The organism is Psychrobacillus sp. FJAT-21963, from assembly GCF_001420585.1.
Lineage (GTDB): Bacteria > Bacillota > Bacilli > Bacillales_A > Planococcaceae > Psychrobacillus.
The window spans coordinates 918,117-938,723 of record NZ_LJIY01000001.1; the positions used below are offsets into that span (position 1 = coordinate 918,117).

Genomic DNA, 20,607 nt, shown 5'->3' on the forward strand with positions numbered 1-20,607 from the left:
GGTAATTTACCCACCGGCTTAAATAATTATTGTTGGTTGTTTTGAAAACCGCTCATTTGTGATTGGGCTTGAGCTACTAGTCGCTTAGTAATTTCTCCGCCAACGGAACCGTTAGCACGCGATGAAGCTTCTCCTCCAAGTTGTACACCGAATTCTTGAGCAATTTCATATTTCATTTGGTTAAGAGCTTGTTCCACTCCTGGTACTAGAAGTTGATTACGATTTGAATTTGCCATGTTATTCACCTCCCTGTGAGAATAGATTGTGTAAATTTGAAACGATTATGCAAAAAAAGTTGAAGGTGAAATTTGACAATGAGTATTTGACTTTTTAGAAATAGGTACTGAGTAATATGGTTTTACTCAGCACCCCTAAATTATTATTTTTCAAATATTTGATGAATAACATCATGTGCTTTGCTGTTATTTAGATTTTTGTAAATACAACTTGCTGGAGTATCTCTTATGCTTTCGGAAAAAGCATTGGCCATTTCAGCTTCCCCAGCTACATGGAATTCGCGCCATCCTCTTTTTTTCTTCAATTGCTCGAGAGTCGTACTCATTCCTTTGAAGAAACTGTTTTTATTCACCTTATATTTCGGATCTAGCACAGCACTTTTACTATCCGCCACTGGACGTCTACCCTGTGCGTCCATTTTTTTCATTTCTCCCCACACTTCAGAAACTGGATCGTATTTAAACGTCAAATCATCTCGCACGAATCCCATTGCAGTATCTAAAATGCGAACTTCCCCAAAGCTAGGCATGATAATTCCTGCTTCTGGATATGCTTTATACATATACTCTAACTGTTCAATCACAGGATGGTTTTCCCAATAAAAACTTGTTTTTACTGGAACTTGAACATAATGGACAGACCATAAATCATCAGCGGCACTTGCAAAAATGACTACTCCTTTTCGCATTTCCTGTTGATTGTCTTCCAATTCATTTATTATTTTTTTCTTTATTTTATTAAAAGCTTTTTTTTCATTTTCATCTGAGCCCTCTAAATACTCACCAAGTCTCTTCAGACCACTCTTTAAATGGATTTTCCAACCGCCATTTAATTGTTGCGGATCACCTGGATTGGTGTTTAAATAAACACTCAATACACACCGATCACTACAGCTATACTCTTTTAATGCCTGAAGTTCCTTGTTAATTGTCATTTTTTATCCTCCTTTTTTTTGCACAACTTTAGCTTTCCCCTCAAATGTTCTAGATAATACGACAGAGAAGTGTTATGTTTTGGATGGAATTTTTACTTATATAATAAAAAAAATCAACCAAAATAAATTGGCCGATTCCATTAAAACAGTATATTAAAGTACTTTTCGATCTATCACTTTTTTCCCTAAATAAAACACTTTTTTTATTTTTTCTACGTCCGTTATTTCCAAACCAGGAATACCTTCTGCAACAAGGAAATTTGCATCCAACCCTTTTTCTAAACGCCCAAATTGATGATCTTTCCCTAATATTTTTGCTGGATTGTCGGTAATTAAGGCTAAAATTTCATTTTCATTATGGTGGTTATTCTTTAAAAGCTGCATGGATGGATGTGCGATCAACATTAAAACTTCTGGTCCCCTCAAAGATAAATTTTCAAAAGGCAACCACGAAGTTCCTAAATATGGCGGAAGATATGCATCAGTCGAAATAGAGACAGGAATATTTTTACTTACCATTCGAAGAATTTCATTAGGAGAATTTGGACATAAATGAGTACCACCCATTGGAGTTGCCACAATGTCCTTCCCTTTTTGTGAAACTTTTTCTAATTGTATGTCAGATATTCCATGTGCATGATGCAAAACATCTACCCCTGCTTCTAACGCTAGTTCAATTCCTTCCTCTCCAGCTACATGGGCTCCAATTTTTTTATTTAAACTGTGATATATTTCTGTAATCTGTTTCATTTCTTCTAGAGAATAAATAACTTCCCCAGCTTTTGGTACTTCTTCTTTTGTAAAATTAGCAGGTGTTGCATTGATAAAAATGTTCTCCCCTGGATATTCACTCTCTAAAGCAATTTTCTTCACTAACGACGGATTAATTAAATCCTCTTTTTGGATACTTTGAGATTTTGTTACGAATGAAAAATGCGCTAAATTTTCAAAACCTATAGAAATACTCGTTGTAGCAAATGAAACATTTATTGGCAACTCATGAACTGCCTGTTGATAATCTTCTTTTGAAAAGTCACAAAACGGGTTTCCACAAATCTGTTCACCTATCGCAGTAATCCCAGAGGAAATGGCATGTAATAGAATACTCTTGGCTGCTAGAAAGTGCGTTTCGGATGTAATCGGATAAAGTGAACTTGGAGCAAATTCCAATAAATGTGTATGACAATCCACCAATGCTGGCGTAATTATATAGTTTGAAAAATCAATAACAGGAATAGATGGATATCGTACTCGAAAATCTTCCCATAATCCAACATCTAAAATTTTTCCATCCTTAATAACCATTGCACCACTCATTAAAGTTCCAAGTTTACTAACAGTGACAATTTTTTGACCTCGAATGATGTAACAATTATTCATACTAGCCCACCAATAATGGAGTTAAAAAATACGCCAATATACAAGCAGTTAAAACTCGGATAATCATTCCAACAATGGCAGCAATTAAAGCTTCTCTTTCATTCAGATCAGAGGATTCTGCCCATGTCACTGGAATCTGACCAAAGATAACGGATAAAGGTAAGCCAGAATTAGCTAATACAAATGATCCAACAATGAGACGCGGATCAATTGTACTAGCCAGTTCTGCAAGTTGAGCAACAGCAAGTGTAGGTGCTGCTAATATGGAAACAATTCCAGTCGATGGCTCGATACTGAGAAAGGTTAATATGGAGGATAAACTTGATTCAATTACGTTCCATGCTCCAAAGAATTTTAAAGCACCTATAAAGAAAAATACCGCCGCTACTGCAGGGATAATAGTTAAAAAAAGGAGCTCGGCACCTTCTTTAGCAGATGTGAAAATTGTTTCTAGAAATCTAGTCTTAGGAGTAAAGCGAGGTAGCTCTTCTAACTCAACTTTTTTGGTGTCTCGATATATTGTTTTGGATAAAATGAATGGAACAACAACAATTGGAAGGAATATGGAGATAATTATAAGAGGAAATGCATTAATATTAAACATGGATAATGCTATAAGCCCTAATACTAATGTCGCAAAAGATTGAGGTGATTGAATCATTGTAGCTACTGCAATTTTCTGTTCCGCTTTTGTTGCTTTTGCTTTAACTAATACCGGACCAGAAATTTTTCCAGCCGCATTAATATCACCAAGGATATTATAAACACTTGGAATAATGACTGATGGATTTATTTTTAGACCCTTCATAATTGGGACAAAAAGCCGAATTAAACCATCCGTAAATCCAAGCCTTTCAATTATACGACCAAATATAACACTTATAATAATAGCAATACCTATCTCACTAGTTAAAAAGACATCTACAACAATCGGTTTAACTTCAGAGATCACTGCATTAAAGAAATCGGATAACGAATTTGGATTAACTAATAGAATTAGTAAGGATGCAACTACTAATATTAAACCTATTACTTCAAAATAATGCCATTTAGATCGAGAAGTTTTTATTTTTGAATTAGACAATTGATCTTTATTCAACGAACAACCTCCTCACACTTTTTATACCTTATGTACTCAAAGAATTATGTGTGAATACCATCTATCGTTTAATTAACATGTTGCCATCTGGTACGAAATTTCTACAGCTGCAATCATCGTTGCTCAACAAATAGGCTTGTAGGGTTTGTATAGTAAAAAGCAGTCAATTAATCATTAATTGACTGCTTTTTACTGTTAATGCTTTTGTAAACTATTCTCTTCCATCCAATACGCTTCTCTAATATTAATCTGTTTACGAAGTTTTCTCGTGACTTCGGCAGTAATTTCTCGATTTTCGAAAAGGTTTTGAATTTCATCTCGCTCCGCTTGAAAAGCCTTATTTTGTATTTCTCTTTTCATTTGGGCATATTTCTTAGGCTCTGCACCTTTTTTGGCTAGCTTAAATTTCATAATCATGTCATTATATTCACCGATAATCAACAAATAAACTTCTTCGTTTTCAAGAGTCATTTGTGACTTCAGATAATTGATTGCAGCTTTTGCCATATTCACTTTAAGTTGAATAACTTTTTGATGATCAACAGATCGTTTTTTATTTTTTTTAGGTGTAAATAATTGAATGAAATTGAAAAAAGTTCTTTTAAAAATTGTCCAAATAAATAATCCTCTGTAGTGCATCCGGTTTGTAACCGCTACTCTCATCCGTTGAATATGTTCATCCATCAAATAAATAATTTCCCGGTCTATTTGGTCCTCTTCTTTCAATCCATCAATAAATTTTTCTTCCTCCGCAAGTGCCTTCATACGAATATCCGTTTCCATCAATTTCAATTGCTCGGTATCCGCTGCATTTACATTCTTCAGAGCATTTCGCATGCGAGAATAATTAGAAATGATGGATACAGCAGCGCCATTATTTTCTTCATTCATCACTTCACGGATAAAACCAATGGCAGCATCTATAGAACTGATCTTCGCAGTCCTTTCCATCTCATCTTTCAACTCTTCTGAATTACCTTTATCCGATTCTACAAGAAGAGGTAAGAGGATACTTGCTAATACTAAAGTAACTAATATTACTCCTGCAGCTATGAAAATGATTAGTGATCGTTCAGGAAAAGGACTTCCATCTGCTAGAACGTATGGGATAGTAAAGGCTCCAGCTAATGTAACTGCTCCTCGTACACCAGAAATAGTTGTTATTGCGATCATTCGCAGAGAAGGTTTTGGAATTTGCTTTTTATGCAACCACCCTCCCCACCATCCTAAGTACACCCACAAAAATCGTAATATTAATAGTGCTACAGTAATTATTAAGATGAACTTAATTACCTCGTAATTATTAAACATTGGGTTCTCAAAAATTTCATTCATGACACTCGGAATCTGTAAGCCTAACAATACAAATACTAAGCCGTTCAAAATATAAATGAGAATACTCCAAGTACTTTTAGAAACAACTTGAAGTTGCATTAAAGGAGACTGATCTCGATCTCTATAGATAGCATGCACAATACCAGCTGCAACGACCGATAATATACCAGAGAGATGAAAATGCTCGATGATGTAAAAGATAACAAATGGAGTAAGAATTTGAATTAGCATGTGAAGTGTGACATCTTCCATCCCAAGTCGTCGGATAAATATCTTCAGGCGAATAATGAGAAATCCAAGAATTGCACCTCCTGCAAATCCTCCAATTGCAATTACTAAAAAGCTCCAACTTGCCTCTGCTAATGAAAATACACCCGTCACGGTTGCCGCAACCGCAAATTTAAACGCAACTAAACCAGAGGCATCATTCATCAGACCTTCGCCTTCTAATACATGCATAATTGTTTTTGGCATCTTAACACGGCTAGAAATAGCTGCTACTGCCACTACATCTGTAGGTGAAAGAATCGCCGCTAACGCAAAAGATGCAGATAAAGGAATCGACGGAATCAGCCAATGAATTAAATACCCAATAACTAATACAGTGATAAACACTAAACCAAGTGCAAGCAATAGAATTGGTTTGCGTAATTTCCATAATGCATGTCTCGAAACATTTTTGCCATCATGGAAAAGCAAAGGAGCTATAAATAGAACAAAAAATAGCTCTGGATCCATAGGCACATGAATTCCTAAAGGAAAGGCTGCTAACAAAACTGCTAGTGCAATTTGGATAATTGGCACTGGTATGTATGGCATAAAATGATTAATAAAATTTGAGAGACCGATGGTGATGAGCAAAAGTAGTATGATTAAAAAAAATTCCATCCCGTGTCCCCTCTCTATTTCTTTACACTATTAATTTTAAAGAGATTATGGAGTTATTACAAATTACCGGTTTAAAATCTACAAAGGGATTAACTTTTCACAAACATTGTTTGTAGCTAATCCCTTCTAATCTATTATTTTGATAAGTAATCGATGATACCCATTGCACTTACTTCCATATCAAGCTGAATTAAATTATATACCTCATGGTCGTCTGGAATATTCTCCACTCGAAGATGGTTCCTCACTAGGTTTAATAATTTTAGTGCAAGCTCTTCGTACCCCTTTTGTTCTGCAACTATATTTCTTGCTTCCTCCAAAAAAATAGGAAGCCAATTAGATACTTGGTTTAGAGCTTTTTCTGGAATGTCAGTCATACCAAAATGCCCATAATAAATATAATTTACATTCATATCCTTAATACGATCGATTGCCCTTTGCATTGCCTCCGGGTCGAATTGATTTGGTGAAGTAGACGGAAGGAACAAATGAACCCCTTCTGAAATCAATTGTTCATATCGAACTCCTACTGTATCTCCTGTAAACACACCATTACTAACAGGATCATAAATACTAAAATGATGTTTTGCATGACCTGGAGTGTCTAAAAATTTTAACATACAATTTGGACCAATCTTTAAAGTGTCTCCATCATTTTTAACAAGTAGTAACTCCTCTTGAATAGGAATTACCGGATCAAATAACTTCGAAAACTTTTCTCCATATACCGCTTTAGCACCAGCAACTAGTCTTTCAGGATTCGTTAAATGTCTTGCACCTTTTGGATGGACTACTACTTTAGCTTTTGGACATTCTCTCATTAGTAAGCCCGCTCCGCCCGCGTGATCTAAGTGAATATGTGTAACAATAATGTATTTTACTTGATCCAATGTAATTCCTAGCGCTTCTAATCCGGCTTTAACGTGCTTTACGGATGGACTTGGTCCTGTCTCAACAATCGTTATCTCTTCCTCTAGAATGACATATGTACCCGTTCGCTCAGCCACTCCTAAGTCATATCCATCTATCAAATAAATTCTATCGTTTAACTGGATTGGATAATCATTTTGCATCATCATTTCCCCTTTATTTAAATATTGACTACAATATTCAGCCTTTTCAATATTTTATCATTTATTAATAGTATAAACATACATAGATTGGCACAAAAAAAAGTAACACCACAGTTAGTGGTGCCGACTTATTATTTTGCTGCTAAAGAAGAAAGAATCCAATTCCCATAATTAAGTATGCTGCGAAAAGTGTTAACCCTTCAAACCAGTTCGATTCCCCGTCATTAGAAAGATTAATGACAAGTAATGCAGCAGTAATCATCGCAACCAATTCAGGTAACGTGAAAACTAGCGGCATTGCTTCTGGCATAAATAAAGAAATGATAACTAGTATTGGAGCTACAAACATTGCCACCTGTAGCGTAGAACCAACCGCAATTTCAACTGATATATCCATCTTATTTTTGGCAGCCATCGTAATTGCCGAAACATGCTCCGCGGCATTCCCGACAATTGCAACAATGATAACACCAATAAATAACTCAGACCAACCAAACTTTTCTCCTAGCATTTCAAATGTATGAACAAGCTGCTCTGAAACAAAAGCAACCGCTACAGTAGCAATAAGAAGCACTAAAATTGATTTACCCTTTGTCCATTCAGGTATCTCTTCTTCTTTCTGAGGTTGATCAGTAGAAGCAAATATACCTCGATGGGTAACAAGTTTAAAAAATAATCCTGCAAGATAAAGAGCAATTAAAACCACTGCAATTCCAATACTTAAACTCAATGTTTCTTGTGTATCCATTGATATAGAAAATACTTCTGGGATAACAAATGCAACAATTACCGCAAAAATAAGCAAGCCTGAGTTGTATCTTGCATCATGCACGCTAAACTTTTGACGCTTAAATTTTAATCCTCCTACAAAAAAAGAAAGTCCAAGCACAAGTAGCAGGTTTCCTAAAACCGAACCAGTAAGCGATGCGAGTACAATACCAACCATACCAGCCTTCAATGTAAATATAGAAATAATAAGTTCAACCGCATTACCAAATGTTGCGTTTAATAATCCACCAATTCTTGGTCCGCTTACAATAGCTAAACTCTCGGTTGCTTTCCCTATATATCCGGAAAGCCCGACGATACTTGCACAACAAAGTAAGAACATAATCATATCTGACCAATCAAAAAATGCGCCAGCCAGAACTAGTGGCACACCTCCAAAAACGAGAATGGCAAACAATTTGTCCACCAAAATCACCTCTTTATCAAAGTATACTTCCTTTCTATCTTCCCCATTTTGAAAATAAAAAAACAACTCTATACGGAAACTATATTTCTAATCAGTTTAAACAGCCTTTGGACTTGTGTCGGAGAATATCCCGGAGTATCTCAGAAAATCTCCGGAGTATCTCAGAAAATCTCGGGGTATCTCAGAAAATCCACGGGGTATCTCAGAAAATCCCAGAGTATCTCAGAAAATCTCGGGGTATCTCAGAAAATCCCAGAGTATCTCAGAAAATCTCGGGGTATCTCAGAAAATCGACGAGTAAACACTTTTCCTCCTACTTACATAAGTTAAGTGAGAAGAAAAGGAGTGATGTATAGATGATTGAGATGTACCCAATCGATATTGAAGGTCATACATTTATAGCAGTTTCTGTGGAGTTACCTAAAACAAACCTACTTACCGTTTCAAACGAAAAAGGATATATTATGTGCGGTGCCCTAGATGTTGCATTGTTGAACGAAAAATTAAAGGACAGGAAAGTAATAGCAGGAAGAGCGGTTGGCGTAAAGACCATTGAACAACTAATTAATGCGCCGTTGGAGTCAATTACTTTCCAAGCAGAAGAACTGGGAATCACAGAAGGAATGATTGGGAGAGAAGCACTGTTAAAAATGATATAAAAAGAGAGTTAGGCAGTTAAATGCCTAACTCTCTTTAAATCTATCTGTCATAATCTTTCTAATCTATTTATATACTTACCATATATCTATTAGTTTGGAGGGTTATCCTTGAATAAAGTGGAGTTCAAACAGTATTTTGATATCGGTTATAAAGAAATGATTTTTACTGCAAATAATGGTGATACCATTATTGCGATTAAAAGTAATTATTCTGTTCCATCCTCTATGGTGACTTCCTCCATTATTCATGTTAACGGTAAAAGATTCGAAGAAAAAAGATGGGGGTTTTTCTTTACAGATTTAGTAGAAATCGAATCCAATGTACGAGCAAATGTGTATATTGAGTTAGAAAAATATGAGATTGATCCCGAAGACTTTGACGATGAGTCATTCATTCAACACTTAATAGACGAAGCAACTGAAAAAATACAAGAATCAAATGTATGTACTGCTCTAAATGAAATGGAAGTAGTCTAATCCTTCTGTATTAATTCGGCTGCAATTAATTTATAGGAGTTAATTCGGTCTTCCGCAGAATATGTAACTGTGTTGATCATGATTTCATCTGCTTGATAACTAGCTTGAAGTTCCATCAACCTCTGTTTCACGTCTTGTGGATTACCAATAATACTATTCTGTCTCATATTAACCAAAGTCTCTCTTTCACGAGCATCCAGTTTATATTGCTTTGCTTCTTCTATAGAAGGTACACCTTGCTGACCTTCCCCTTTTGTTTTTTGTAAAGACCAAATAAACGAGCTTAATGAAATTTCATCTGCTCGTTCGGTAGTTTCAGCACAGAAAACTGTGACAGTTACCATCACCTGAGGAACTTGTCCACCCTTTCTAGGTACATAAGCATCAAGATAGTCCTGAATAATAGCTGTTCCATCCTTATCACTCATAAATTGCCCAAATGTATAGGCAAGTCCATATTCCGCAGCAAGTAATGCACTTTTTCTACTTGTCCCGAGAAGCCAAGTTTCTGGTAATTCATTTGGAACAGGTGAAGGAGAAATTTTTGAAAACTGATGGTCAGCAGGAAAATCATTATCTAAAAAATGGAGTAAGTCTTTTAATAAACTTGGCATACTATACACGTTCTGCAAAAAATTATCTGATAAAGCGTTAGTTGCTTCGGCTGACCCACCAGGTGCACGTCCAAGACCTAGATCGATTCGACCAGGAAATAATGTAGCAAGTGTATTAAAAACCTCCGCCACTTTAAAAGGTTTGTAATGCGGTAATAAAGTAGCACCCGAACCTAACCGAATTCTTTCCGTATTTGATCCGATGACTCCAAGGATCACTTCAGGTGCAGAACTTGCCAGACCAGGTAAATCATGATGCTCTGTCATCCAAAATCGAGTATAACCTAGCATCTCACCAACTTGTGCTAGCCTCATCGATTCATATAATGCCTCTCTAGCAGATTTATTGGACGAAATAGGCGATTGATCTAGAATACTTAACTTCATGAAACAAGCCTCCTTCCATTTACTCTTCGATTAAACTTAATTTATATTCTCCCACTTGACCTTTTTCATATAAATTTGTAATAGAAGTAGAATAATTATTAATGGTGCCCGTAAAGGACAAATCTCTCTCAGGGACTTTTACATGAAAAGTACCTTTGTATAGTAAAACTGCAATGTCATGATATTCTTCACTCGTTACACTAAAAACGATCGAAATTTGTTGTAAACCATTTACTATTTCTTCCTTATAACTGTCTATCTTTATACAAGCATTATCTAGCATAATTTCTTTTACAACCATGCAAAAACACCTCCGAATTCAGTACTTGTTTCCAGTGTACCATCTTCAAAGGTGTTGTACTCTATTCCGCTATTCTTTAGCTTGTTACTTCCTGTTAACTTAATCTGTTTAATCTTTCCTTATCTTGATTCAACTGCTCCTGCAGTGAACTAATAGGCTCCAAATTCCCTCTACTGTCTAGAGCCATATTAACGGAACGCTCTGCACGGTCAATCATATCCTGTGCATTTTGAATAAATTGCTCTGTGGGATTAGTTAGAGCTTGCCCTACCGCAAAAGTAACATTATCAACAGAATTGTGCAGTTGAGAAATGACATTATCTTCTTTCCAGCTCATTTGGGTGTGATCTACCAAAGTAACGTCCTCCTTAGGTTTTTCTCTAATTCAATACGTCTTTACTATGGCAATTTAACACCATTTTTATTCATCTGAAAGTTTTCTACCAAAAGTTTTCCTTTAGTAATATAATCCTCAAATAGTTTTGTTGAATTTGGAAATACTATTTCATGAAAGATTCTAAATTAATCGAGGAGGAAATATAATGCCAAAGCATAATGATTCTGCTGATAATAAAGAAATATTTAAAAAAACAATTCATAATATGGAAGCAGCTGAAGCAGCGATGGAATTCGCTGAAGGAAAAGAACTTGCTGCAATCAAGGAGAAAAACGAACGACGTAAAGAAAGTATGGAAGAATTGAAAGATGAGATTGTGGCAGAAGAAAAATCCCGAATTAATGGGTATATTTAAAAGCCATAAATTAGCCCAATAATCGTTAGATTACTGGGCTAATTGAATTATTCAACACCATTTTCTTCGACATACTGTAAAGGTATTTGCATTGCTCTCACTGTACCATTTAAATTTCCTTGTAAATTTGTTACGTAACTATTTTGTTTCATCGTCATCATTTGTCCATCCTTAAAATAAAATTCATAATAGGATAATTCATCATCCTCAGGTAGCTTTACATAATAAACGAGCTTCTCAAGATCTTCCCAAGAATAGGATTGTTTTTCTTTTGAAAAAAGAGTCCGATAAGAAATTTCTTCCCCTGATAAAGTAATATAAGATAAAGAAGCAATATAAAAAACCAAGCTACTAAGAAGTACACAAAACACCCCTGCTCCAACCGTCCATTTCCGTATACCGAGAAATCCCAATACTAAACAGGCCAGAACGATTAAAAACAAGCTTACCCCAAATGTCACATAATTTTCCGTTGGTGCATACGTAATCCAAATACCTTTTTTGTAATAGAGCGTATTCACAACCGCTAAAGGTATAATAAGCAAATAAACAGGTGAAAACAAAACGATACAAGCCCCAATAGCCAAAAAGATATGCTTTTTATCGTATCTTCTATGCATCCCAATAGTCCCCTTTTTTTAAATCAATAACCTATTAAACGCGCACGCTGCGCTTAAGCCTCCGCAGAATAAATTACACCTTCGTCGCTCCCATATCCAGAAGATACCCTTAGACGCATTTGGTGCTGAAGAAGACAGAAACACAAGCTTTAAATTAAAAAACTTTTTTGGACTATTCTTAATGGCAGTAAGCTATTTTCATATATTTCACTCGTGATCACTATGACTATCTCTTCTTTTGGATAAATGAATATATATTGCCCGCCAAATCCTAATGCAAAATGATACGTATTTTCGTATGTAAAATATTGTTTATCATCCAGTTTATTTATCCACCAATGCATCCCGTAGTAACCAATTAATTCATATGTTTTAAAATATGGTGTAGTAGAAGTCTTTATCCATTCCTCCGAAACTATTCTTTTATTGTTATAAACACCATTTTGCAACATTAGTTGGCCGATTTTCATCATATCTGTCGCTTTTAAAACGAGCCCATCTGCCCCCTTATTGATGTTCACATTATCTGAATACCAATTAAATTCTTTAATACCTAACGGCTTGAACAAATACTTATTGGCAAATTCCTCCGTTTTCATGTTGGTTACTTTCTGGAGAATAGCAGATAATATATGGGAGCAACCCGAGTTGTAGTTCATATATGTGCCAACAGGATGGATTATTGGACGTTCTAGAACAAACTTCATTATATTCGGATGATAGACCATTGGTGCAAAGCTATTCCATTCACCAAATTCGGGAAAGTCCAATCCATCTGTCATCGTTAACAAATGATAAATAGTAATATCTAATTTACGACTATCCGTTTGTTCTTTAAAAAGCTCTGGGAAAAAGGTATAGACAGGTAAGTGAATGGATGTTAAATGCTTTTTCTCTAGTGCAATTCCAACTAAGATTGAAAGTACACTTTTGGTACAGGAATTCATTTTATGAACCTTTTCACGTTGTTTATTGTTTTTGTAGTATTCGAAAATACTATTTCCCTTTTGATATACAAGTAAGGAAGTAACTTTCTCCTTTTTTATTTCTCTTTTTAAGTAGTCAAAATCTATCATGTTTTTACCTTCTATTAATTCTTACTATTCAAAAAATTACTTACTATTATTATAATAAGTAACTTTTGGGAACTCAACCTTTTACTACTAATCACAAGAATGAATCCTTTCGAGTATTGTAACTTATAGGCAATTAAAAAATGAAAAGGAATGATGATATTTTGTATTTCCGTTATTCTTCTTATCCCCTAAGCTCGTTTTATAAGACTCCTTTTTCTCAATATACAGCTCCAGTTCGATATATATTGAATCAAGAGGCTGATCATGATCAATTTATTAGTAAAAATGAATTCGATTTTATAAGTATGAATCGTCTTTTGTGGATGGAGCACGTCAACTGGACGAGAATGACAATTACAAGCATTGTATTTAACTTACCTGATTTGCCATTCGTCCAAGAACGGCTTTTAAGAAACGCAACCGATTTAGCGAATTGTATTCGTCCTTACTATGGAGACCAAATTGCAAATCAATATGAGGGGTTATTAAAGGAGCATTTAGTAATAGCAGCGCAACTAGTAACCGCTGCAGTAAAAGGTGATTCAACAACTGTGGAGGAAAAAGAAAAAGCATGGTTTAAAAATGCAGATGAAATTGTTGCATTTTGGAGCAGTATTAACCCTTATATTAATAAAGAAGAATTAAAAGAAATGTTTTATACTCATTTGACATTAACAAAATCAGAGGCAGTTAATATGATTGAAAAAAATTATAAAGTGGACATTGAGGTTTTTGACAAAATCGAAGAGCAAGCTTTAGAAATGGGAGATATGATTGCCGAGGCAATCATCAAGCAATTCCCTCAATATTTTTAATTTAAAAGGTTTCAGAACAATAAAACGTTCTGAAACCTTTTATTTCTCTTTGATAGGTAAATAAGATCGAACTTTTTTCCTTTTTGAGTAGTGAGCGATTGGTGGATTTTTTTGATAATCACCTTTTAGAAAAGAAGCCATAGAATTTTCTACAACTTCCCCTTTAACATTTTGCAATTTCCATGGAGCATGCCAAATATCCACACGGTATAAATCATTATTTATTTTTGTCCATAAACAATAACGCTCTGTCAGCCAACGTTCTAATGAAGTTCCTTCCATAATTTCTGGCATCGGCTCAAATGAAGTGATTAGCGTTTCGGGAATTGAATTCGCATTACTCACTTTACTAGAAACTGAAAAAATGTTGTTTCTTTTTTGTAAATGGATATTAGCTTGACGATAAGGTAAAAAGTTTCCTATGGTCGCCAATTTTACGATTGCTGGATTATTCGCATCTAAGCTAAAGAAAAAAACACCTGATTTCCCTTTATAGCTGACGTATGTACGAACGTTTAGTTCTAAATAAGAACTCAATCCTGGAATAGGGGGGACAAGTCTCGGGCGATTACCTTTTACCTGAAAAGAGACTAAACCAAGCCAAGCCATATTGTCATATAGATCTAACTTTAGCTCCGAAGGTATGTGATCACGTATATCCTTTGCCGAAACTGGCCAATGAAGGAAAAGGACATCCCGCCATTCCTGCGTCATAACCCATGGTCTCATTCCAAAATTCGTCTCCTTTCTGCCTAGGATCTTTTAAGAATTATTTCCAAATAGGTGGACCTTCAAACTTGCAAAAGTTTGATATTATTAATTTTTTGATTTGAACCAAGATTATCCACAATAATGAATACTTTTTGACATTTTACCTCTGTTTTCACAATTGTGTTACGGAACTATTTTAATTTGTTCATATCTTCATGAACATTTTGTGAAGCCCGATTCTATTAGTTTGTTTTTTAAAGTTGCGGTAATAAGATAGAGGCACGGATAGGAATTCCTCCAATTAGTATTCGCATGAATTAGTTACCACAACTTTTTATAAACAGAATTGAAAGGGGTACAACTATGAAATTAAAAATGAAGTGGGCTCTAATGACGATGGTTTTCACTATTGCCACTGTGTTAACAGGTTGTGAACCATTACTAGTTTTAGACCCGAAAGGTCCTCAGGCTAAAACTCAGGCTGATGATATTATGCTTTCTATCTGGCTGATGTCAGGTATAGTTATTGTCGTTTTAGCTATTTTAGTATTTGTGCTAATAAAATATCGCGCTTCTAATCAAAGTAAAGATTACGAGCCACCTCATATAGAAGGAAGTCCAATCGTTGAAGCAATTTGTATCGGTATTCCTATTTTGATCGTCATTTTTCTTTCAATCGTTTCTGTAAAAAGTAATTATGAAGTAGAGGCGACTCCAGCAGGATATGAAGATCAAGAGCCGTTAATAATTTATGCTTCTTCTTCTAACTGGAAATGGCATTTTAGTTATCCAGAAGAAGATATCGAGACTGTTAACTACTTGTACATCCCTGAAGACCGTGCAATTGAGTTTAAATTATATTCTTATGGACCAATTACTAGTTTTTGGATTCCACAATTAGGTGGACAAAAATATGCCATGGCTGATATGGTCACCACCTTGCACTTAGCAGCAGATACACAAGGTGAGTTTGTTGGAAGAAATGCTAACTTCAGTGGAGCAGGATTTGCAGAAAATACATTTGAAGTTACAGCTATGTCTCAGGCAGACTACGATGATTGGGTGAAAGAAGTACATGAAACAGCAAAACCTCTAACCGAAGAAAAGTTTGAGGAATTATTAGAACCAGGCCATCTTGGACGTTCTACTTACACAGGAACACATTTAGAATTCTCACCTGCGCCTAACCATGACCATGGCTCTACTGAAACGGACGCAGAAGAATCAGAACACGAAAATCACGAATCAACTAATACCGATGAGGAATCAAGTCACGCTCATCATTAATTAGAAGTTTATTAGATTACTATAGTTCAAGCTATAGATTCCTGAAAGGAGTTACAAAAGTATGGATTTCTTTGATCGCTTTGCCGTACCACATCCAAGCTTTTTAATATACGCATCCATGGTTGGTATTGGTCTTACGATGATTGCTATAGTCGTAGGAATTACCTACTTTAAGAAATGGGGATACCTTTGGCGCGAATGGATCACAACTGTTGATCACAAACGTATAGGGATCATGTATTTGCTATCAGCCTTACTTATGCTGTTCCGAGGTGGCGTTGATGCAATTATGATGCGCTATCAGCTGTCAATGCCGGAGAACACGTTTCTAGATTCTCAGCATTATAATGAAGTTTTCACAACACATGGGGTCGTAATGATTCTGTTTATGGCTATGCCGTTCATTATATTTTTCTTTAATTACCTAGTACCATTACAAATCGGAGCACGTGACGTTGCATTTCCTCGTCTAAATGCATTGAGCTTCTGGTTATTCTTTATGGGAATGGGATTATTCAACATTTCATTTATAGTGGGTGGATCACCTGATGCTGGTTGGACTTCTTACTTCCCTCTTGCAGGGAATGAATTTAGTACATCCGTTGGTTCGAATTATTACATGATTGCTATTCAAATCGCCGGAATTGGTACATTAATGACTGGTATTAACTTTATAACGACTATCTTAAAAATGAGAGCTCCTGGCATGACTCTTATGAAAATGCCAATGTTCACTTGGTCTGCATTTATCGCAAACGTCATCATTGTTTTTGCTTTCCCTGTATTAACAGTATTGCTTGCAATGGGGACAATGGATAGATTATTTGGAACAAACTTCTTTACAACCACCAATGGTGGTATGGATATGCTTTGGGCTAACTTGTTCTGGGTTTGGGGACACCCTGAAGTATATATCTTGATTTTACCTGCATTCGGTCTATATAGTGAGATTATTTCAACCTTTGCACGACGCAACCTTTATGGTTATAAGTCCATGGTTGCTTCAATGGTAGTCATTTCTTTACTATCATTTGTAGTTTGGGCTCACCATTTCTTCACAATGGGCCAAGGTGCGTTAACAAATAGTATATTCTCCATCACAACGATGGCAATAGCTGTTCCGACCGGGGTTAAAATATTTAACTGGCTGTTCACCCTTTGGAAAGGGAAAATTGAATTTACTACCCCAATGCTTTATTCCATAATGTTTATCCCACTATTTACATTAGGTGGAGTTACCGGAGTAATGCTTGCAATGTCAGCTGCTGACTATCAATATCACAATACGATGTTCTTAGTAGCTCATTTCCATAACGTAATTATTCCAGGTGTGGTTTACGCTATGCTAGCTGGTCTTACATTCTATTGGCCAAAAATATTTGGTTTCATGTTAAACGAAAAGCTTGGTAAATGGACAGCTTGGATTTTATCAGTCGGATTTGTCCTAGCCTTCATTCCAATGTATATTACAGGCTTAGATGGTCAGGCACGTCGCATGTACACTTACTCTGAATCAACCGGTTTTAGTGCGTTAAATATGGTTTCTTTCATTGGTGCAGCAATTATGGCAGTAGGTTTTGTCCTTCTTGTCTACAATATTTACTATAGTACTCGTTATGCTTCAAGGGATATTGCTAGTGACCCATGGGATGCACGTTCACTTGAATGGGCAACACATACTCCAGTACCAGAATATAATTTTGCAATTACACCACAAGTTGCATCGACACAAGCATTTTGGGATTCAAAGAAAAATGGTCATGAATTATTCAATGGAAAAATTGAAAAAATTCACATGCCAAATAACAGTGGTTTACCATTTATCATGAGCTGTATCTTCTTTGTCTTTGGATTTGCGATGATATTCAGCATTTGGCCACTTGCCATAGTGTCATTGATCGGTATTTTAGCTTGTTTGACTTATCGTTCATTCGAGAAAGACCATGGAAGATATATTTCTGTAGAGGACATCGAAGAAACTGAAAGAAAATTGCGAGGTGCTAAAAAATGAAGGTAGATAACTCGCTTCCACTTGAATACAGCACGGAAGAAAATAGCTTAAAAATCTTAGGTTTTTGGATTTTCATTGGTGCGGAAATTATGCTTTTCGCGACACTATTTGCATCTTATTTTACTTTAGAAAATCGTATTGGCAATGGACCTTCTGGGGCAGAAATTTTTGAAATTACACCAGTATTAGTTGAAACGATTTTACTATTAACAAGTAGCTTTACGATTGGACTTGCCATTCATGCTATGCGAATGAACAATAAAAAAGCGACAATGGCATTCTTTGCGGTTACTCTTATACTTGGGGCAGCATTCGTAAGCTTCGAAATTTATGAGTTCATTCACTATGTGCATGTTGGAGCAGGGTTACAAACTAGTGCTTTTACTGCCATTTTGTTAACGACCTTAGGAACACACGGATTACACGTTACACTTGGTTTCTTCTGGGGATTATTTATCCTATTGCAGATCAAAAAACGTGGCTTGACTCCGGAAACAGCCAATAAATCATTTATTTTCTCTCTCTATTGGCATTTCTTAGATATTATTTGGATTTTCATCTTCAGCTTCATCTACTTGAAAGGAATGATGTAATATGAAAGAATTATTCCCTCTTAAACAAGTAATGGGCTTTGCATTCTCATTAGTTCTTACAGCAGTGGCACTATTAGTGTATTTTACTGATATGTCCTACTCAATTGGTATGACTGTTCTTCTCCTTACGGCATTTATACAGGCTGGTCTTCAGCTGGTAGTATTTATGCACGCAGGTGAGACCAACGATAAAAATTCTATTTATGTAAATATATATTATGGTTTAATCCTTGCTATATTAACCATACTAGGCACCTTGCTGACGTTGGTTTGGGATATGTAAACAGAAAAAAGAGAGCGTCATTTTAGACGCTCTCTTTTCTATATTCTTTAGAGTTTAATACCATTTCTTCCGAAGCAACTAGAATCATCCCTATTAGAAAAATAAAGACTGCTCCCATTACTATTCCAATACCTACACCCATAACAGTACTATATTCGCTTATTAATGATCCATATAAAAAGGTAGCTATTCCTACAGTTAACAAAATTGCACCTACAAATTTTGTAGCATGTAACATTTTCACGTATGATTCCATTTAAAACACCCCTCTTACTCTATATTATTCAACGTGTTCACAAATTTGTCAAATACTTTTTGTCAATTATATGAACAATCGGTAATAAAAAAGAACTGCTACAAAAATGTCACTTGTAGTAGTTCTTTATCCTATTATCTATTAGATAAATCCTCGCCAAAAATAGATACACTTTGTCTTTCGGTGATAAATTCGCTTCCATTCCAGCTTAATACATTTTGAACATACCCTAATGCATCCGCATGATATCTTCCCGCGATTCTTTGAAATGCAGTAAGCTCGTAAGTTCCGTCTCTAGCGAAATCGATTGGATATAAACCACTCACGGGATCTACCCAACCCTCAATCGGCTCTTTTAATGTTCCATTTTCGTTATAGATCTCCGATAAATATTCTTCCCCCTTATAAGTTAAATCCAATGTATATTTCTTCAAAGGATAACTACTAGTTACAGTCGCTTTAAATTGATTTTGATAGTTAACCTCATATTTTGACTGTTCGTTATATTCTTCTACATCAAACACTTGACGCATGTTCCCTTCCATATAAGAAAAAATATAAGCGTAAATCGTACCACCACTTCCACCTGTATCTATGACAATCAAAATGTCATATACCTGGTTTCCAGTAAAATCTCCGAGAAATAAGGTAGGATTATAGCCAGCATTTTGCTTTAGTGAAATTCTCTCTACTATATTGTCTTTTCCATATAGAATATTTAACGTAATGTTTTGCCAAAACGGGCTATCTTCTCTCTTCTCACCCGTAAGGTAGATGGTATCCATAATACCATCACCTGTCACATCTCCTCTAGTATGTGTAATAATACCTTGACCGTTAGATTTATTATCTTGTAAGAGTCTAAGAATCTGTTGTTTTTTATCTAGCAACATATCTCTTGAAGGGTATGGGGAGCGAAAGGACAAATCTTTATCAATGGAAGCTAAACTTTGTTCCAAATCACCAGCTTTCTTCTGTGCATCAGCCAAATAGTACCAGTAATAGGAGAAATCATTCGTTTGTAATAATCTCTTGTAGTAGTCCCCCACTTTTTTAAAGTAATAAGGATAGACATCCTTTGCTCGTACTAGTCCACTATCGGTGAATCGATATACTTCTACTTTATAGGCTTCTCCAGTATCATGAGTCCAAACCGCCATTTCATATTGACCATCCTCTCCATAAGTACCTGGCATATCTTCTACTTCCAACTTACTATATACAAGATCCTCAGTAGATAGCTGTACAAATCCACTATTTGTCCATTGCAACAGATCTAATTGAGACCATATACTACCTATTTGCCAACCTACTATCAATGTATTGATCCAACTATCTGTTATTGGCGCTGCCATTAAATTTGCTATGCCATAACCATTACCTTGAATATGAATTAATGGAAGCCATTGTTCATGATTGTTCTTTAATATTAAGAGATAGTTTTGTTCTTCATGTCTATATGCGCCAATTAATTCTTCCAAACGATCTCCATCGATATCTGCTAGAATTACAGCCGGTATATCTTGGGGTTCCGGTAACTCTAGAATCTCTGCATTTAGAGGCAAAAAGTTCTTAAACACATTTACATAATAATTCATCGCACACCCCTTTCAACACATCATAT

General features: G+C 35.6%; 23 protein-coding genes. 8 read left to right on the forward strand and 15 right to left on the reverse strand.

Annotated features, from left to right (window positions below; translation table 11 throughout):
- Nucleotides 1-26: 26 nt before the first annotated feature.
- The 7 genes from AN959_RS04390 to cax all read right to left on the reverse strand — a co-directional run bounded on the left by AN959_RS04390 (nt 27) and on the right by cax (nt 8,144).
- Nucleotides 27-236: an alpha/beta-type small acid-soluble spore protein gene (locus AN959_RS04390; protein ID WP_053590783.1), complete on the reverse strand. Its 210-nt coding sequence runs from the start codon at nt 234-236 to the stop codon at nt 27-29.
- 143 nt (nt 237-379) lie between these two features.
- A complete protein-coding gene (locus AN959_RS04395) occupies nt 380-1,171 on the reverse strand; it encodes a VLRF1 family aeRF1-type release factor (protein WP_056828607.1) in 792 nt (263 codons plus the stop codon).
- A gap of 153 nt (nt 1,172-1,324) precedes the next feature.
- A complete protein-coding gene (locus AN959_RS04400) occupies nt 1,325-2,551 on the reverse strand; it encodes an amidohydrolase family protein (protein WP_056828609.1) in 1,227 nt (408 codons plus the stop codon).
- A 1-nt stretch (nt 2,552) separates the two neighbouring features.
- Complete coding sequence (locus tag AN959_RS04405; protein WP_056828611.1) at nt 2,553-3,650, reverse strand: hypothetical protein; 1,098 nt, start codon at nt 3,648-3,650, stop codon at nt 2,553-2,555.
- A gap of 195 nt (nt 3,651-3,845) precedes the next feature.
- Nucleotides 3,846-5,873 carry a Na+/H+ antiporter gene (locus AN959_RS04410; RefSeq protein WP_056828613.1) on the reverse strand — a complete coding sequence of 676 codons (2,028 nt, stop codon included), beginning with the start codon at nt 5,871-5,873 and terminating at the stop codon, nt 3,846-3,848.
- 134 nt (nt 5,874-6,007) lie between these two features.
- Complete coding sequence (locus tag AN959_RS04415) at nt 6,008-6,946, reverse strand: MBL fold metallo-hydrolase (RefSeq protein ID WP_056828615.1); 939 nt, start codon at nt 6,944-6,946, stop codon at nt 6,008-6,010.
- A 142-nt stretch (nt 6,947-7,088) separates the two neighbouring features.
- Nucleotides 7,089-8,144, reverse strand: coding sequence for a calcium/proton exchanger (cax, locus tag AN959_RS04420; protein ID WP_053590788.1), 1,056 nt, complete (start codon nt 8,142-8,144; stop codon nt 7,089-7,091).
- Nucleotides 8,145-8,497: 353 nt separating this feature from the next.
- On the opposite strand from cax, the gene AN959_RS04425 reads away from it, so the two are divergent.
- The gene (locus tag AN959_RS04425) at nt 8,498-8,800 is read left to right on the forward strand and encodes a YunC family protein (RefSeq protein WP_056828617.1); all 303 of its coding nucleotides are present in this window, start codon (nt 8,498-8,500) and stop codon (nt 8,798-8,800) included.
- Nucleotides 8,801-8,917: 117 nt separating this feature from the next.
- On the forward strand, nt 8,918-9,277 hold the full coding sequence (locus tag AN959_RS04430) for a hypothetical protein (RefSeq protein ID WP_253278884.1): 360 nt from the start codon (nt 8,918-8,920) through the stop codon (nt 9,275-9,277).
- Here the strand turns inward: AN959_RS04430 and AN959_RS04435 are convergent.
- The 3 genes from AN959_RS04435 to AN959_RS04445 form a co-directional block, all read right to left on the reverse strand.
- Nucleotides 9,274-10,278: an LLM class flavin-dependent oxidoreductase gene (locus tag AN959_RS04435; protein WP_056828621.1), complete on the reverse strand. Its 1,005-nt coding sequence runs from the start codon at nt 10,276-10,278 to the stop codon at nt 9,274-9,276. The genes AN959_RS04430 and AN959_RS04435 overlap by 4 nt on opposite strands.
- Before the next feature lie 19 nt (nt 10,279-10,297).
- Nucleotides 10,298-10,579 carry a DUF3219 family protein gene (locus AN959_RS04440; RefSeq protein WP_053590792.1) on the reverse strand — a complete coding sequence of 94 codons (282 nt, stop codon included), beginning with the start codon at nt 10,577-10,579 and terminating at the stop codon, nt 10,298-10,300.
- Between the two features lie 94 nt (nt 10,580-10,673).
- Nucleotides 10,674-10,934: a hypothetical protein gene (locus AN959_RS04445; RefSeq protein WP_056828623.1), complete on the reverse strand. Its 261-nt coding sequence runs from the start codon at nt 10,932-10,934 to the stop codon at nt 10,674-10,676.
- Nucleotides 10,935-11,121: 187 nt separating this feature from the next.
- On the opposite strand from AN959_RS04445, the gene AN959_RS04450 reads away from it, so the two are divergent.
- The gene (locus AN959_RS04450; protein ID WP_056828626.1) at nt 11,122-11,331 is read left to right on the forward strand and encodes a hypothetical protein; all 210 of its coding nucleotides are present in this window, start codon (nt 11,122-11,124) and stop codon (nt 11,329-11,331) included.
- A gap of 47 nt (nt 11,332-11,378) precedes the next feature.
- Here AN959_RS04450 and AN959_RS04455 read toward each other — a convergent pair whose 3' ends face one another.
- Nucleotides 11,379-11,951 (reverse strand): hypothetical protein, encoded by a 573-nt coding sequence (locus AN959_RS04455; RefSeq protein ID WP_056828628.1) that lies wholly within the window; start codon nt 11,949-11,951, stop codon nt 11,379-11,381.
- 149 nt (nt 11,952-12,100) lie between these two features.
- On the reverse strand, nt 12,101-13,027 hold the full coding sequence (locus AN959_RS04460; protein ID WP_082460767.1) for a serine hydrolase: 927 nt from the start codon (nt 13,025-13,027) through the stop codon (nt 12,101-12,103).
- 140 nt (nt 13,028-13,167) lie between these two features.
- On the opposite strand from AN959_RS04460, the gene AN959_RS04465 reads away from it, so the two are divergent.
- Nucleotides 13,168-13,842: a hypothetical protein gene (locus AN959_RS04465; RefSeq protein ID WP_253278867.1), complete on the forward strand. Its 675-nt coding sequence runs from the start codon at nt 13,168-13,170 to the stop codon at nt 13,840-13,842.
- Nucleotides 13,843-13,881: 39 nt separating this feature from the next.
- On the opposite strand, the gene AN959_RS04470 is transcribed toward AN959_RS04465, so the two are convergent.
- On the reverse strand, nt 13,882-14,571 hold the full coding sequence (locus AN959_RS04470; protein WP_056828632.1) for a YqjF family protein: 690 nt from the start codon (nt 14,569-14,571) through the stop codon (nt 13,882-13,884).
- Nucleotides 14,572-14,916: 345 nt separating this feature from the next.
- Between AN959_RS04470 and qoxA the strand changes: the two genes are divergently transcribed.
- The 4 genes from qoxA to qoxD all read left to right on the forward strand — a co-directional run bounded on the left by qoxA (nt 14,917) and on the right by qoxD (nt 18,727).
- On the forward strand, nt 14,917-15,840 hold the full coding sequence (gene qoxA, locus AN959_RS04475; protein WP_053590797.1) for a cytochrome aa3 quinol oxidase subunit II: 924 nt from the start codon (nt 14,917-14,919) through the stop codon (nt 15,838-15,840).
- A gap of 61 nt (nt 15,841-15,901) precedes the next feature.
- The gene (gene qoxB / locus AN959_RS04480) at nt 15,902-17,851 is read left to right on the forward strand and encodes a cytochrome aa3 quinol oxidase subunit I (protein WP_056828634.1); all 1,950 of its coding nucleotides are present in this window, start codon (nt 15,902-15,904) and stop codon (nt 17,849-17,851) included.
- Nucleotides 17,848-18,444, forward strand: a complete 597-nt coding sequence (gene qoxC, locus AN959_RS04485; protein WP_056828636.1) for a cytochrome aa3 quinol oxidase subunit III — start codon at nt 17,848-17,850, stop codon at nt 18,442-18,444. The genes qoxB and qoxC overlap by 4 nt, the downstream gene beginning before the upstream one ends.
- Nucleotide 18,445: 1 nt before the next feature.
- Nucleotides 18,446-18,727, forward strand: a complete 282-nt coding sequence (qoxD, locus tag AN959_RS04490; protein WP_053590800.1) for a cytochrome aa3 quinol oxidase subunit IV — start codon at nt 18,446-18,448, stop codon at nt 18,725-18,727.
- 22 nt (nt 18,728-18,749) lie between these two features.
- On the opposite strand, the gene AN959_RS04495 is transcribed toward qoxD, so the two are convergent.
- Entirely contained in the window at nt 18,750-18,983 is a 234-nt protein-coding gene (locus AN959_RS04495; RefSeq protein ID WP_053590801.1) for a hypothetical protein, read from the reverse strand.
- A gap of 134 nt (nt 18,984-19,117) precedes the next feature.
- On the reverse strand, nt 19,118-20,581 hold the full coding sequence (locus AN959_RS21640) for a hypothetical protein (protein ID WP_253278868.1): 1,464 nt from the start codon (nt 20,579-20,581) through the stop codon (nt 19,118-19,120).
- Between the last annotated feature and the right edge of the window lie 26 nt (nt 20,582-20,607).